This is a genomic window from Streptomyces sp. NPDC047043, assembly GCF_040644055.1.
Classification (GTDB): Bacteria; Actinomycetota; Actinomycetes; order Streptomycetales; family Streptomycetaceae; genus Streptomyces.
This window is the reverse complement of the sequence record NZ_JBEYVO010000002.1, coordinates 340,226-355,010: the sequence shown is the minus strand read 5'-3', so window position 1 is coordinate 355,010 and position 14,785 is coordinate 340,226. Positions and strand designations below refer to the sequence as shown.

Genomic DNA, 14,785 nt, shown 5'->3' with positions numbered 1-14,785 from the left:
GCATTCGAACCGTTTCTTGTTCGCATCATTGACACGAGTCACCTCCGGTCATAGTTTTCCCGCCGCGCCGTGGTGTCCGACGGGGTGTCAGGTCGGTACTGACGCTCAATGCGTTCACATGCCGAACGCAGAGCCGGGTCACCGGGGCGTGCGGCGGTTCACAACGTCGTGCCCGCACACCGAAGGAGTGACGGCTCATGACCGACACTGTCTCCAGGAGATCCGCGCTGCGTCTGCTGGGCGGCGCGATCGCGGTCGCCGCGGCGGCCACCAGCGGTCTCACCCCTCCCGCACACGCGCTGGACAGACCCGAGGCGGGGGCCGGCCCCCGCGTCGAAGGCCTCATCGGCAAGCTCACCCTCGACGAGAAGATCTCCCTCCTGCACGGCGCCACCGACCCCGACTCGCTCGGCCAGGCCGGCTACATCCCCGGGGTCGCTCGCCTCGGCATCCCCCCGCTCCGCCTCGCCGACGGCCCGGCCGGCGTCCGCGTCACCCAGCACGCCACCGCCCTGCCCGCCCCCGTCCTGCTGGCCTCCGCCTTCGACCCGGACCTTGCCCGCCGCTACGGGCAGGTCATCGGGCGCGAGGGCCGCGCACTCGGCCAGGACGTGCTGCTCTCCCCGATGGTCAACCTCATCCGCACCCCGTACGCGGGCCGCAACTTCGAGACGTTCAGCGAGGATCCGCTGCTGGCGTCCGACATGGTCGCCGCGGAGATCGGCGGCATCCAGGGCGAGCACCTCATCGCCACCGTCAAGCACTTCGCGATGAACAACCAGGAGAAGGACCGCGACTCCATCGACGTGCGGGTCGACGAACAGACCATGCACGAGCTGGAGTTGCGCGGTTTTGAGGCGGCCGTCGGCGCCGGCGCCGGCGCCGTGATGGGTGCCTACAACAAGGTCAACGGCACGTTCTCCTGCGAGAACAAGACGCTGCTCACGGACGTCCTGCGCGAGCAGTGGGGCTTCGCGGGCTGGGTGATGACCGACTGGTTCGCCGCGCACAGCACGGTCAAGGCCATCGCCGCGGGCCTCGACATGGAGATGCCCGACGGCACGTACTTCGGTACGGCGCTCAAGACGGCCGTCAAGAACCGCAGCGTGCCCGAGCACCACGTCGACCGGGCCGTGCGCCGCGTCCTCGCCGTCATGGACCGCTTCGGCCTCCTCGACGGCAGCGCGCCACCGCGCCCGGAGCGCGACGCACCGGCGGGCGCGGCCGTCGCCCTGGAGGTCGCCAAGGCAGGCGCGACCCTGCTGCGCAACGAGCACCGCACCCTCCCGCTGGCCCCCGGCGGCACCGTCGCGGTGATCGGCCCGACCGGCACCCTGCCCTTCGTCAGCGGCGGCGGCAGCGCGCACGTCGTCCCCGACCGCGCCGACAGCCCGCTCGACGCCATCAAGTCCCGTGCGGGAAAGGTCACTTACGCACTCGGCGAGGACCTCTTCGGCAAGGCGATCCCGGCATCGGCGCTCAGCCCGGCCCTCGACAGCGAGGGCGTCCAGGTCGGCGCGGGAAAGACCTGGACCTACGACGGCACGCTCACCGCCTCCGAGGCCGACGAGTGGACCTTCGTCATCCACTACTCCGCCGCCCCCACCCTGCGCCCCAAGGTCCTGCTCGACGGCGAGGACCTCTTCCCGCTCGCCCCCGGCTACGGCGAGTACTTCTCGGGCGGCCTGGTCTCCGCCGACCCCGACGGCCTGTCCGTCCGCCGCAAGACGCTCGGCCTCACCAAGGGCGCCCACAGACTGCAGATCACCGCGCAGGGCGGGGACGCCGGACAGCTGTTCCGGCTGCGCCGCATCACCGGCGCCACCCGGGCACAGGACGTCGCCGAAGCCGCGAAGGTTGCGCGCGCCGCCCGTGACGTCGTCGTGTTCGCCTACGAGGACGCCACCGAGGGCCTCGACCGCACGACCGTCGCGCTCCCCGGCAACCAGACGAAGCTGATCGAGGCCGTGACGGCGGCCAACCCGCGCACCACGGTCGTCCTCAACACCTCGTCCTCGACGTCGATGCCCTGGCTGCGGCGCACCGGCGCCGTGCTCCAGATGTACTACCCGGGCCAGGAGGGCGCGGCCGCCACCGCCGTCGTCCTGTTCGGCGACAGCGACCCCGGCGGCCGCCTCACCCAGTCCTTCCCGGCCGACGACGCGCACCACCCCGTCGCCGGTGACCCCCGCCGCTACCCGGGCACCGACGGCGTCGAGGAGTACTCGGAGGGCATCCACGCCGGCTACCGCTGGTACGACGCCGAGGGCGTACGGCCCTTGTTCCCCTTCGGATTCGGGCTGTCGTACACCTCCTTCTCCTACGCGGACCTCCGTGCGCGCCGGACGAGGCGCGGACTGGAGGTGTCCTTCACCGTCCGCAACACCGGCCGGCGCGAGGGCGTGGACGTGCCGCAGGTGTACGTCGGACCGTCGCCGGAGCTCCGACTCGACCAGGCGGTAAGGGTGTTGGGCGGCTACGGGCGGGTGGTGCTGCGTGCGGGCGAGCGGCGGCGGATCGCCGTGGAAGTCGCTGCACGCACATTGTCCTCATGGGACCCGAAGCGTCACGATTGGGTGCTCGGGACCGGCCGTCGCACGGTTTGGGTCGGAGCGTCCTCGCGTGATCTGCGGTTGCGTACCAGCGTGGAGGTGGGCACGTGATACGGCGCATCGCCATCGGCCTGGCGGCCCTCGCGGCGGCACTCGTCGCGCCCCTCCCGGCGGCGCAGGCCGCGCCATCGGGTGGCGACCCGGTCGTCCGCACCGACGCGGGACTCGTGCGCGGCGAAACCACCGCCGAGGGACGGCAGTTCCTCGGCATCCCGTACGCCCAGCCACCGGTCGGCACGCTCCGCTGGCGCGAGCCGCGGACCGTGCGGCCCTGGCAAGGGGTCCGGGATACGCGGGACTTCGGCAACAAGTGCGTACAGACGTCGAGTTGGGACCCCGGCTACGACCAGCCGTCGTACACCGAGGACTGCCTCGACCTCAACGTCTACGTCCCCGAGGGCTCCGCCAAGCGGTCGGTCCTGGTCTGGTTCCACGGCGGCGGGCTCACCGCCGGCGCCGGTCAGGACGTCGTACCGGACACCTTCGCGCGGCAGACCGGGACGGTCGTCGTGACCGTCAACTACCGCCTGGGTGCGATGGGTTTCCTCGCCACGGCGGGTCTCGACGGTGAGACGCGCGACAAGGTCTCCGGCAACTTCGGCATGCTCGACCAGCAGGCCGCGCTGCGCTGGGTGCGCGCCAACATCGGCCGCTTCGGCGGCGATCCGGCCCGCGTCACCATCGCGGGCGAGTCGGCGGGCGGCCGCTCGGTCTGCACCCAGCTGGCCTCGCCGACGGCCAAGGGCCTGTTCCGGGCGGGCATCATCGAGAGCGGCGCCTACGACGACTGCGGCGCCCGTACCCATCAGGACGCGGTGGCGCAGGGAGCCGACTTCGCCAAGAAGCTCGGCTGCACGACCGTTGCCTGCCTGCGCGGCAAGTCCGCCCGCGAAGTCCTCGAGGCCCAGGGCGACTTCGACTGGGGCCCCGTGACCGGCGGCGCCTTCCTGCCGGTGCAGCCCGAGCAGGCCATCGCCGACGGGACGGCGTCCCGGGTGCCGGTGATCAACGGCTCGAACAAGGACGAGGGGCGGCTGTTCGCCTTCGCCAACTTCGATCTGAACGGCACGCCGCTCACCGCCGAGCAGTATCCCGAGGTCATGCGGAACGACTTCGGCGAGCAGGCGCTGCAGCGCTATCCGCTCGCCGACTACCCGACGCCGACCATCGCGTACGCCACCGCGCTGGGCGACGTGCTGTTCAGCTGCTCGGCGCTGCGGCTCGACGGGCTGCTCGCGGCCCGCGGCCCGGTCTACTCGTACGAGTTCGCCGACCGCACCTCACCGCCCTTCGCCTCCCTGCGCAACCTGCACACCGACTTCGACTTCGGCGCGACGCACGTGAACGAGATCCAGTACCTCTTCAAGCACTTCGGTCTGGAATCCCCGTTCGACGCCGAGCAGAAGGCACTGTCCCGGCAGATGGTCCAGTACTGGGGATCCTTCGTACGGGACGGTGTGCCGCGGGCCGCGGGGCAGCCCACTATGCCCGCCGGTCCGGGCGTGATCCTCTCCCTGAAGACCGCGTCCAAGGGCGGGAACGCCTTGAGCACCTCCGTCCACCGGGAGCACCAGTGCGATCTGTGGGACGCGGCCTCCGCGGGCTGACCCGGTAGGCTTCCCGGCGTGCGCCCCCGTGCGGCGCACGCCGGGAACACCCCCGGACGCAGTCACAGAGGGTCACGAAACGGGAGGAGCCGGCGTTGCACGTCCAGGAGTGGCTCGACACGGTGCCCGCGGCAGCCGTCTACGCGGTGGTGGGACTGGTCATCGGTCTGGAGAGCCTGGGCATCCCGCTGCCGGGCGAGATCGTCCTGGTCTCGGCGGCGCTCATGGCTTCCCAGCACTCCGGCATCAACCCGGTCCTCCTCGGCGTGTGCGCGACCGCCGGTGCCGTCGTCGGCGACTCCATCGGCTACGCGATCGGCCGCAAGGGCGGCCGCCCGCTGCTGGCCTGGCTGGGCAGGAAGTTCCCGAGGCACTTCAGCGAGGGACATGTCGCCACCGCCGAGCGCTCCTTCGAGAAGTGGGGCATGTGGGCGGTCTTCTTCGGCCGCTTCGTCGCCCTCCTGCGCATCTTCGCCGGGCCGCTCGCGGGCGTGCTCCACATGCCGTACTGGAAGTTCCTGATCGCCAACGTCCTCGGCGGCATCTGCTGGGCGGGCGGCACCACGGCCGTCATCTACTACGTCGGTGTCGTCGCCGAGGACTGGCTGAAGAGGTTCTCGTACCTGGGCCTGGCGGTGGCGGTCCTGATCGGCCTGACGTCGATGCTGGTCATCAGGCGCAAGGCGAAGAAGGCGACGGCCGAGAGGGAAGCGGCCGAGGCGGAGCCCGTCCCGGCCGTCGACTGAGTCCTACGGCTTCTCGTGCACCTCGTGGTGTGCCTTCGCCAGGTCCGCGTACAGCGTGCCGTTCAGCGTGACACCCTCGCGTTCCTCGGGCGTCAGTTCCCGCTTCACCTTCGCCGGCACCCCCGCCACCAGTGACCCGGGCGGCACCTGCATCCCCTGCGGCACCAGAGCCTGCGCGGCGACGAGGGACCCCGCCCCGATCACCGCGCCGTTCAGCACCGTCGCGCCCATGCCGATCAGGCAGTCGTCCTCGACCGTGGCGCCGTGCACCACGGCGTTGTGGCCCACGGAGACGCGCTCGCCGATGGTGACAGGGAAGCCGGGGTCGGCGTGCAGGGTGCAGTTGTCCTGGATGTTGCTCCGGGCGCCCACGGAGATCCGCTCGACGTCGCCGCGTGCGACGGCGCCATACCAGAGACTCGCCCCCGCCTCCAGCGTCACGTCGCCGATCACCGACGCCGTCGGTGCCACGAACGCCTCCGAGTCGATCCTCGGTTCTCTGCCGCCGATGCCCGTGATCAACGCCTTGTGCCCCATTGCCCTCTCCTCGTCGCCGGTACAGGACGCACCGTAGGCGATGAACGGCCGGTGGAGCGCGGCGGGGCGCGCCTCACCCATTGCGGGTGAAGTACGGCGGCCGGGTCGGGGAGAGAGTGATCGGCCGACAGTCTTCGGTGGTCCGAGGGGGGCACGGCCATGGCGTTCCCGGGTCTCGCCCGCCCTCTGGTGGGCCGCATCGGCCGTCAGCTGGTGAGTGTGGGGCTGCTGGACATGGCGACCCGGCTCGCGGCGCAGGCCTTCCTGACCGCACTGCCCCTGCTCTTCGCGATCGCCTCGTTTTCCCCGCAAGCGGTCCGGGACGAGTTCCGGCGCACGCTGCGGATGCTGCTCGGTACCTCGGGTCCGGTTCTCGCCCAGGTCGACGAGGTCTATACGGGCGGCGACCAGGCGCGGGAGACCTGGGGTGCGGTCGGTGTCCTGCTGGCGCTGGTGTCGGCCACGGCCTTCAGCCGGGCACTGCAGCGGCTGTGCGAGCGCTCCTGGCATCTGCCGCGCTCCGGGCTGCGCAGTGTGCTCTGGCGCTGGGCTGCGTGGCTGGTCGTGTGGATCGCGGCTCTGCTGCTCCAGGGAACGCTGCGCGACGGCTTCGGTGCGGGGCCCGTGCTGGGCGTGCCGCTGCAGTTGCTCGCTTCGTGTCTGCTGTGGTGGTGGACCCAGCATCTGCTGCTGGTCGGGCGGGTCGGCTGGCTGCCCCTGCTGCCCGGCGCCCTGCTCACCGGCTTCGGCGTCGTCCTGCTCTCGGTCGTCTCCGGGCTGTGGCTGCCGCATTCCCTGCGGCTGAGCGTCGAGCGGTACGGGCCGCTCGGCTCCGTCTTCACCCTGCTGTCCTGGCTGATTCTGTTCTTCGCGACCGTGGTCGTGGGCATCGCGGTGGGATACGTGATCGCCCATGACGACCTGGTCGCGCGGCGGCTGGGACTCACGCCGCCGCCCTCAGGCTGACACCGCGGTGACCCGGCCGTCGCGCACCGCCTCCGTCAGCGCCCGGTGGTCCTGCTCGTTGCGGTCGGCGTACAGCTCGGCGAAGGCCGTGACCGCGCGGTCGAAGACGTCCGTGTCGCCCAGGTAGGCGGCGATGGCGATGCGGTCGCCGGAGCGGGCGTGGGCGCGGGCCAGGTTCGCCCCGCACAGCCGGCCGAACAGCCGCATCACGTCCGGTGACATGGTGTCGGCCTGCGGTATGGCCTTCCAGTCGCGCAGCTGGCGGACGTAGAAGTCGCGCTGCCTGCCGTCCAGGCCCTCCACCCGCTCCCAGCCGAGGAACATGTCGCTGGTCGCCTGCATCAGGCGCTGGCCCGCGACGACCCGCTCGCCCTGGTTCGCGTACTCGCTCGGGGCCGTGAACTCGGCGAGCACGGACTCCCCTGCCTCCTTCGCCTGCAGCAGCAGCGGGTCCTGGTCGTCCCGGCCGAGCAGCAGGATGATCCAGCAGCGGGTGCCCACGCTGCCCACACCGACCACCTTGCGGGCCATGTCCACCACCCGGTACTGGTGCAGCAGCGCCCGCCGGTCCGAGGGCAGGGTGTGGCCGTAGCGGTCGATCAGCTCGCGCAGCTGCTGCTCCAGTTGCTCCCGCTCGACGCCGGGGAGGAGGTCCTCCAGCGGTACCACCAGGGGCGGGTCGGGGGCGATGCGCCGTTCGCCCTTGACCACGTGGGTGAGCTTCTCGAAGGCGTGCAGATGGTCGCGGCTGCGCGCCTTGGCGAGCGTGCGGCTCACGCGGCGCTGTTCGCCGCGGCCCAGTTCGCCGGAGAGCGCGGCGAACAACTCGTCCGCGTCGATCCGCGTGTACCACACGTCGATGTTGCGCCGGCCGGCGAAGGTGTCCATCCACTCCCGGTACGAGCGCACCGTCTCCCGGACCACGCCCGCCCGTTCCTTCGTGCTGAAGTCGTTGGCCCGGCCGGCGATGACGAGGCTCGCCGACAGACGTTTGACGTCCCACTCCCAGGGGCCCGGCAGGGTCTCGTCGAAGTCGTTCACGTCGAACATCAGATGCCGCTCGGGGGAGGCGAGCAGCCGGAAGTTCAGCATGTGCGCGTCCCCGCACAGCTGGGCCGTGAAGCCGCTGGAGGGCGTGCCGGCCAGGTCGGCGGCCATGACGCCGGCCGCGCCGCGGTAGAAGCGGAACGGCGACTCCATCATCCGGCCGTAGCGGATCGGCACGAGGTCCGTGAGCCGGCCCGCGGACTGTTGTTCGACCATGGCGACGGGGTCCGGCCGGTCCGTGGCGGGCGTGAACTCCGCGTGGCTGTCGGGCGGTACGAGGGTCCGGGCCGCCCGGCCGCGGGCCGCCCGCTCCTGCGGGGTGAGATGCATGCGCCTGGTTCCGGTCATGGCGGGCTCCCTTCCTGCCGGTACGACTGTCGCTCGGAGCGGCAGCCGCGCCGTCACCCTGGGGGTGTGATGCAGGCGGGCGGCCGGGTTCGCCTGTCGAGGGTGATGCGCTCCGGCGGGCCGGGAGCGATGGTGTGGTCATGGAATCCACGACGTCCCGGCAGCGGTGGCTGGCACGTGCGTCGCTGGCGGCTGCCACGGCGTCGGTCCTGGTCCTGGCCGCCTTCGCCGGACTGCGGACCATCGCCCTGGTCGGCGTCGGACTGGCCGGCACGGCGATCACCGCCGCGGCCATCTGGTGGGTGCTGACCAGGCGGCGCGTGACGCGCCTGCTCGCCCTGCTGCTGGCCGTCGCCGCACCGGTGTGGGTGCTGGTGCAGTACACCAGCGCGAATCTGGCGTGGGTCGTCGCCGTGTCCGCCGCGCTGTGGCTGCTGGCGGTCGGCGCGGGGCGGCGTGCTCTTCGCCGGTCCGACGCCGACGTGCCCATGCCGGAGCGGCCGGCCGTGCCGGCCCGCCACGCCGTACTGATCATGAACCCGCGCTCGGGCGGCGGAAAGGTCGAGCGCTTCGGACTGCGGGAGAAGGCCGAGGCCCTCGGCGCTCAGGTACGGCTCCTGGAAGGGCCCGGCGAGACCGATGTCGCCGAGCTCGCGCGCAAGGCCGCGGCCGAGGGCGCCGATCTGCTCGGCGTCGCCGGCGGGGACGGCACCCAGGCCCTGGTCGCCGATGTTGCCGCCTCGCTCGACCTGCCCTTCCTGGTGATCCCGGCCGGCACCCGCAACCACTTCGCCCTCGACCTGGGCCTGGACCGCGACGACCCGTCCAAGGCGCTGGACGCGCTGGGCGACGGCGTGGAACTGCGCGTCGACCTCGGTCGCGCGGGCGGCCGCACCTTCGTCAACAACGTGTCCTTCGGCGCCTACGCCGCGGTCGTGCAGAGCCCCGCCTACCGGGACGACAAGGCCCGCACCACCCTGGAACTCCTGCCGGACCTGCTGATGGGCCACGAGGGCGCACGGCTGACCGCCCGCGCCGGGGAGACGACGTTCACCACGCCACAGGCCCTGTTGGTCAGCAACAACCCCTACGGCACCGGCGACATCGCGGGCCTGGGCCGCCGTGCCCGCCTCGACGGCGGCGAGCTGGGCGCCGTCGGCGTCGACGTGAACAGCGCCGCGCAGGCCGCCGGGCTGATGGTCGGCGGACGAGCCGCCGGGCTGACCACGGCGACGGCGCCGGAGGTGGTCGTAGACGCCGACCGGCCCTCCATCCCGGCCGGCGTCGACGGCGAGGCACTGATGCTGCCGGTGCCCGTCCGCTGCGAGATACGGCCACGGGCGCTGCGGGTACTGGTGCCGCGCCACCGCCCGGGGATGCGCGCGGCACTGCCGCCGCTGAACTGGCGCCGCCTCGTCCGGCTCGGTCTGGCCCGGACGTCCTGAACGGCCCCGTCCTGCGGCGGCGGACCTACATCGGGGCGCCGTAGGCCTTGTGGGCCTGGGCACGGCCGTAGGTGGCGAGGGACCAGATCACCAGCACGTCCAGCCCGATGATGATCACCGACCAGACCGCGTAGTACGGCGCGAAGAAGAAGTTCTCCAGCGCGCTCAGCGACGCCACGACGATCCCGACGACGCGCGCCCACAGCTTGCCGGAGAAGAGCGTGCAGGCGGCGGCGAAGACGACGATGCCGGAGCCCAGGTGGAGCCATCCCCAGGCGCGGACGTTGTACTCGTACGGGTAGTTGCGTATCTGCTGGTAGAAGTCGTCGTCGATGAGGGCGGCCAGGCCGACAACCGCGTGGTACAGGCCGATGATGCCCATCATGCACGCGGCGAACACGACTCCGCCGAGCATGAGGGGTGTGATCCGCGGCTGCGGCGCCGGTGCGCCGCCGTACTGTGTCTGCCCTGCCGATGTCTGCTCCGCCATGTCGGACACCTCCTCCTCGGGAGCCAGGAGCATCCCGCGGACGAGGCGGCGGGGGTTCACCCGCGGTGGATGACTCCGGGCAGGCGCCCGGGCGCCGTTCGCCGTCGCCGTCACCCCGGCTGTGTGATGTGCCGGGCCCGGAGTCCCGGAGAATGGGGGGAATCCCCAGTCCCCGGCCCGCGGCAGCGGAGGTGACCGCCATGGGTACCGCGCAGGAACGCCCGGGACCCGAGCGGGACGAGCCGGGTACCGTCGGCGGCGACTTCGAGATCCGGATCAAGGGCAGGATCGGCCAGCCCTTCCTCACGGCCTTCGCCGAACTGACGGTCACGGTCAACCCGCCGGAGACGATCCTGCACGGCGCCGGGCTCGACCAGGCCGCCCTGTACGGGATCCTGGACCGCATTCAGGCCCTCGGACTCGAACTGGTCGAGGTACGGCGGCTGCCCGGCGGACAGGGCGGCGCGGACCCCGGTTCGGGTGCGTCGGCCTAGACACTTTCCCCTGACATTTTCCGATTCCTTGACGAAATGTCCGTAGGGCCCCTTCCGGCGCCGGGCGCCCGGACCGCACCGTTGGTGTGTACCGCCTACTGCTGAGGAGGTGAGGGACATGCCTGCGGTGCTGGGCAGCGAACGAAGGCGGAAGGAGAGGGCCTTCGAGGATGCGGACGCCCGGCGGGTGTCCGCGCTGCACGGGCGGTTGCGTGCCCTCGGTTCGGACGAGCCCGGCGCGGACACAGTGGTGGCGACCTGTCTGGTGTGGGTCGCCGACACGCTCGTGGACATCGCGGTCGCTGTGGGTGACCCGCGCAGTGCGGGCGTACTGGTGGACGAGGCGTCGGCCGTTCTGGCCGCACTGCCTCGGAACGGTCGGGGCCGCCCGGACCCCGTAGCGCCGGCCGAAACCCTGACGGAACGTGAGCACACCGTCCTCGTGCGGCTCCAGGAGGACGTACCGCTCCGGCAGATCGGTTCGGACCTCTTCATCTCGCACAACACGGTGAAGAGCCACGCGCGCGCGGTGTACCGCAAACTCGGTGTCTCCTCGCGCACCGAAGCCCTCGACCGGGCGCGGCAGCTGCGGCTCCTGTGACCCCGGAGCCCACTCCTGCGAGCCCCGGAGCCCGGAAGGAGAACCCTCAGAGCAGTTGGAGTTCGCGAGCTCGCCGTACCGCGGCCGACCGCCGGGTCACGGCGAGCTTCCGGTAGACGCTCTTGAGGTGCGTCTTGACCGTGTTGACCGACAGATACAGCTCCTCGGCGATCTCCTCCGTCGTCATCATCTGCGCCAGCCGTTGCAGCACGTCCTGCTCCCGGGCGCTGAGCGGGTCGACGGGTGACCGATCGTCCTCCTGCCGGCGGTCGGTCACGACGGTACGGCCGTCGGCCCGCGGCAGCCGGAGCGCATGGGCGCGGATCGCACCGACCGAGGCGGCGCACGCATGCCGCACCGGGCGGCGCAGGCTCTCGGCGAGCCAGTCGGCGGCGTCGGGGATGGCCTCGACGGTCTCGGGGGGCGGCGGTGTCCCGCTCTCCACGGCGCTGACGAGCTGGGCGACGAGGGAGCCGATACCGGCCACGAACGGGTCGGGCGCCGTGCGCAACGCGGCATGGGCGCGGGCGAGTTCACTGCGCGCCCGGGCCGACTCGAACCGGGCCGTGCCGACCCAGGCCCGCACGACGTGCAGCGCCGCCCGGGACGGGTCCCCGGGCGTGCAGGCCGGCAGCGGCGGCCGCTGGGCGTGCGCGGCGAGTTCGTCCGCGGCCCGGAAGCGCCCGCGCAGTACTTCCAGCAGCGCCAGCTCGGTGAGGCAGTCCCGGCGCAGTACGCCGTTGTCGGCGGCGCCCGCTGCCTTCAGCCCGGCGGTCAGCGAGGCCTCGGCCGCCTTGAGGCCGCCCTCCCGCAGCTCGGCGCGGCCGCGGATGGACAGGGCCAGCGCCCGCAGTTCGGGGCGGTCCGCCAGCAGGGCGCGCGGCACATCGGCGAAGAGGCATTCGGTGTCGGCCGCCGCGGCCCGGGCCGCCTGCGGATCGCGGCACCGGTCCCGGGCCATGCGGATGACGGCGTGGGACAGCCGGCAGCGCGCGATCCGGTCGGCCTCCTCGCCGGGCAGCTCGCCGAGCAGACGGTCGGCGAGCTCCAGGGCCCTGGCGCACGCCGGTTCCTCGCCGCGGCGCAGGGCGGCCGCCGCGGCGACGAGCGCGGACTCGGGGTCGAGGGAGTGCCGGGGCAGCCCGCGGACGTCCGCGGGGGTCAGCCGCACCAGTTCGCCGGGCAGCCGGGCCTCGGTGAGGGCGAGAACCTGTCCGATCGCCAGCTGATGCACGACCAGACGGCTGGCGTAGCACCAGTCGCCCGCGGTGAGTGCATGCCGTACCGCCTCCGAGAGGAGCCCGTGCTCGCCCAGCCATGCGGCCGCCCGGCCGTGCAGACCGGGGACCAGGTCCGGCGCCTCGTGGCGCAGGCGCACCCGCAGCACGTCGGCGAACATCCGGTGACAGCGGTACCAGCCGTTTCCGGCGTACTGGAGGAAGGAGTTCTGCCGCACGAGGGCCGCGAAGTGCGCTCCGGCCTCCTTGCCCGCGAGCTCGGTGGCCAGTTCGGCGTTGAGGTGCTCCAGGACACTGGTCGTCAGCAGCAGCCTGCGCATGGCGGGGCTCTGGCCGTCCAGGACCTCCTCGACGAGGTAGCTGACGACCGCCTCGTCGTCGCCCGCGAACTGCGCCACGAACTTCTCGGGTTGGGGGTGCTCCTCCATGGACATGGCCGCCAGGCGCAGTCCCGCCGCCCAGCCGTCCGCTCGTTTCCGCAGCGTGCTCACCACCGGCCGGGGCACCTCGACGCCGTGCTGGGCCAGCAGGGCGGCCGTCTCCCGGTCGTCGAAGGCGAGGTCGGCCGTGCGCACCTCGGCGAGTTCACCGGCCAGCCGGTGGCGGTGCAGGTGCAGCGGCGGGTCCCGGCGCGAGACCACGACCACGCGCAGTACGGGGGCCGCGTGCCGCAGCAGACTGACCATCCCCTGCGCGACCGGCGAGCCGGTCTCCGGCTGGAAGTCGTCCAGTACGAGGACGACGGGGTCCTCGCGGGCGGCCAGCGCGGCGGCCAGTGCGGCGACTTGGAGGGGCCAGTCGGCCGTGGAAACCGGGACGGAGGCCGAGACGGCGGGGGAGACCGAGGGGGAGGCGGGCGCGGATGCGGGGGCGGCGGCAGGGGACGCAGGAGAGGCCGGATAGGGGAGGGCGGTGGGGGAGAGGCGGGAGGCGGCGTCGGGCAGGAGCGCCTCGCCCGCCCGGGGGCGCGGTACGGCCGACAGCGCGGGCAGGTCGACGCCCGCCTCGCGCAGGGCCGCCCGCACCCGGGACCAGAAGACTTCGGGCTGCTCGCCCGCGCCGTCGCAGGTGACCCAGGCCACCGGGCCGGGTGCGTCCCGGGTGTGCGCCCATTCCACGGCGAGTGCCGACTTGCCGGCGCCCACGGGCCCCACCACCACGGTCAACGGTCCCAGCACCCCGCGGGAGAGACGGTCCGTCAACCGGGGGCGGGGGACGAGCCACGCCGGCAGCGGAGGCACGCCGATCCGGGCCGGGGGAGCGGTCGCCGGGGAGGTGACGTGCGTCCCCGGCGGCCGCTGCCGCTGCTGCCACTCGTCCATCTCGTCCATCGCCGCCACCTCGCTCTCGGAGCTGGCTGGTGCACGTCAGACGAGTGTGGTCCCACCCGGGCGGGGGGCCCATGGTGAACACCCCATCTCACCCGGGTGAAGTTGGTACAACGGTCAGTTGTTCACCCTTGGAGGGCATGGTGCATGCCTGCACATCGGGGTCGGTGGTTCACCCCTGCAGGGCGGAGACCAGCTCCTCCTCCCGGTCCTTGGTCAGCGAGGTGCGCAGCACGGTGGGCTGGAACGGGCGCAGCGCCTCCCGGACCCGGTCGGGCGTGGAGCGTCGTACGAGTGCGAAGACCGCGGCCCGGCCGGGTTCCAGCGTGCCCGCGATCTCCTTGATGAACGCGTCGTTGATGCCGACATCCGTGAGCTTCCCCGCGACCGCCCCGGTGGCGGCACCGACGGCGGCCCCGAACACCGGCATCAGGAAGAGCAGGCCGAACAGCGTTCCCCACAGGGCGCCGCCGGCGGCACCGGCCGCGGTGGGGCTGAAGGACTGGCGGACATGGACCTTGCCGTCCTGGGTGCGCCAGGCGAGCGCCCCGTCCTCCAGGTCCAGCAGCTCCTGCCGGGACAGTTCCTGCGACAGGCGCAGTACGGCCTCGGCCTTGTCCTTGTCGGAGAAGCCGAGCACGACGAGTTCGGTCATCAGGACCTCCTGGTGTCCGGGCCGGACCTCCGGCCCGCATGGCTGTGTTCCTCGGCGTCGTCGAGCCGTGCCATGGCGGCGGCGATCTCCGCGATCACCCCCTCGAGGACCTCCTCCGTGAGGAAGCCCTCCGCCACGGGCACGCCACCGGACTCGCGGATCGCCGCCCGCAGATCCCTGGCCCACATGTGCTCCAGCAGCACGAACCCGGCCGCGGTGCCCGGGTCCAGATCCCGCGCGAGGTCGCGGACCTCGTCCAGGGCGAGCCCGAAGGCGTTGCCCTCGGACAGGGACGGGAAGGCCGCCGCGGCCTCCCTGAGGGCCCGGCGCGGAATGCCGAGCAGCGCGGCCACGGTGTCTCCCATGCCCTCCGCCTGGTAGTCGGCGGTGACGAGGTCGCCGCCGGACTCCTTCTGCACGAAGAGCAGGTCGAGCACACGGATCTGGCCGCTGCGCTCCAGCGCCCAGAGTTCGTCGACGATCCTTCCCTCGAACTTCGCGTCGGGCCCGAACTCGACCGTCAGCAGTTGTACCGGCCCGATCCCGGCCATGGCCGCTCCCTTCGACGTGATGGCGAGCTGGTGGCACTCCATCCAGCCGCGCCCGCTCCCGCTCCGCGTCACCCGCCGAAGGTGAGAGTCCGCTACCCGGCCTCGCGGTGCGGCGCGGTC

13 protein-coding genes are annotated in these 14,785 nt (G+C 72.5%); 7 read left to right on the top strand and 6 right to left on the bottom strand.

What is annotated here, in order from left to right; translation table 11 throughout:
• Positions 1-197 precede the first annotated feature (197 nt).
• The 3 genes from ABZ880_RS04690 to ABZ880_RS04680 all read left to right on the top strand — a co-directional run bounded on the left by ABZ880_RS04690 (position 198) and on the right by ABZ880_RS04680 (position 4,965).
• Positions 198-2,663 carry a glycoside hydrolase family 3 N-terminal domain-containing protein gene (locus ABZ880_RS04690; RefSeq protein WP_361256801.1) on the top strand — a complete coding sequence of 822 codons (2,466 nt, stop codon included), beginning with the start codon at positions 198-200 and terminating at the stop codon, positions 2,661-2,663.
• On the top strand, positions 2,660-4,219 hold the full coding sequence (locus ABZ880_RS04685) for a carboxylesterase family protein (protein WP_361256798.1): 1,560 nt from the start codon (positions 2,660-2,662) through the stop codon (positions 4,217-4,219). The genes ABZ880_RS04690 and ABZ880_RS04685 overlap by 4 nt, the downstream gene beginning before the upstream one ends.
• Positions 4,220-4,314: 95 nt before the next feature.
• A complete protein-coding gene (locus tag ABZ880_RS04680) occupies positions 4,315-4,965 on the top strand; it encodes a DedA family protein (RefSeq protein ID WP_361256796.1) in 651 nt (216 codons plus the stop codon).
• A gap of 3 nt (positions 4,966-4,968) precedes the next feature.
• Here the strand turns inward: ABZ880_RS04680 and ABZ880_RS04675 are convergent, their stop codons facing one another.
• Complete coding sequence (locus ABZ880_RS04675; RefSeq protein WP_361257101.1) at positions 4,969-5,502, bottom strand: gamma carbonic anhydrase family protein; 534 nt, start codon at positions 5,500-5,502, stop codon at positions 4,969-4,971.
• A gap of 159 nt (positions 5,503-5,661) precedes the next feature.
• Here ABZ880_RS04675 and ABZ880_RS04670 point away from each other — a divergent pair, with 159 nt between their 5' ends.
• The gene (locus ABZ880_RS04670; protein ID WP_361256793.1) at positions 5,662-6,468 is read left to right on the top strand and encodes a YhjD/YihY/BrkB family envelope integrity protein; all 807 of its coding nucleotides are present in this window, start codon (positions 5,662-5,664) and stop codon (positions 6,466-6,468) included.
• On the opposite strand, the gene ABZ880_RS04665 is transcribed toward ABZ880_RS04670, so the two are convergent.
• Complete coding sequence (locus ABZ880_RS04665) at positions 6,460-7,863, bottom strand: DUF2252 domain-containing protein (protein ID WP_361256790.1); 1,404 nt, start codon at positions 7,861-7,863, stop codon at positions 6,460-6,462. The genes ABZ880_RS04670 and ABZ880_RS04665 overlap by 9 nt on opposite strands.
• A 140-nt stretch (positions 7,864-8,003) precedes the next feature.
• Here ABZ880_RS04665 and ABZ880_RS04660 point away from each other — a divergent pair, with 140 nt between their 5' ends.
• A complete protein-coding gene (locus ABZ880_RS04660) occupies positions 8,004-9,308 on the top strand; it encodes a diacylglycerol kinase family protein (protein ID WP_361256786.1) in 1,305 nt (434 codons plus the stop codon).
• A 25-nt stretch (positions 9,309-9,333) separates the two neighbouring features.
• Here ABZ880_RS04660 and ABZ880_RS04655 read toward each other — a convergent pair whose 3' ends face one another.
• On the bottom strand, positions 9,334-9,798 hold the full coding sequence (locus ABZ880_RS04655) for a hypothetical protein (protein WP_361256783.1): 465 nt from the start codon (positions 9,796-9,798) through the stop codon (positions 9,334-9,336).
• Positions 9,799-9,998: 200 nt separating this feature from the next.
• Between ABZ880_RS04655 and ABZ880_RS04650 the strand changes: the two genes are divergently transcribed.
• Both ABZ880_RS04650 and ABZ880_RS04645 read left to right on the top strand, forming a co-directional pair.
• Positions 9,999-10,292, top strand: coding sequence for a hypothetical protein (locus tag ABZ880_RS04650; RefSeq protein ID WP_361256780.1), 294 nt, complete (start codon positions 9,999-10,001; stop codon positions 10,290-10,292).
• A gap of 118 nt (positions 10,293-10,410) precedes the next feature.
• Positions 10,411-10,893: a LuxR C-terminal-related transcriptional regulator gene (locus ABZ880_RS04645; RefSeq protein WP_361256777.1), complete on the top strand. Its 483-nt coding sequence runs from the start codon at positions 10,411-10,413 to the stop codon at positions 10,891-10,893.
• Positions 10,894-10,939: 46 nt separating this feature from the next.
• On the opposite strand, the gene ABZ880_RS04640 is transcribed toward ABZ880_RS04645, so the two are convergent.
• From ABZ880_RS04640 to ABZ880_RS04630, 3 genes are all read right to left on the bottom strand, one after another.
• On the bottom strand, positions 10,940-13,462 hold the full coding sequence (locus tag ABZ880_RS04640) for a LuxR C-terminal-related transcriptional regulator (RefSeq protein ID WP_361256774.1): 2,523 nt from the start codon (positions 13,460-13,462) through the stop codon (positions 10,940-10,942).
• Positions 13,463-13,631: 169 nt separating this feature from the next.
• Entirely contained in the window at positions 13,632-14,114 is a 483-nt protein-coding gene (locus tag ABZ880_RS04635) for a DUF1269 domain-containing protein (RefSeq protein WP_361256771.1), read from the bottom strand.
• The gene (locus tag ABZ880_RS04630) at positions 14,114-14,737 is read right to left on the bottom strand and encodes a DUF1269 domain-containing protein (RefSeq protein ID WP_361256768.1); all 624 of its coding nucleotides are present in this window, start codon (positions 14,735-14,737) and stop codon (positions 14,114-14,116) included. The genes ABZ880_RS04635 and ABZ880_RS04630 overlap by 1 nt, the downstream gene beginning before the upstream one ends.
• Positions 14,738-14,785 lie beyond the last annotated feature (48 nt).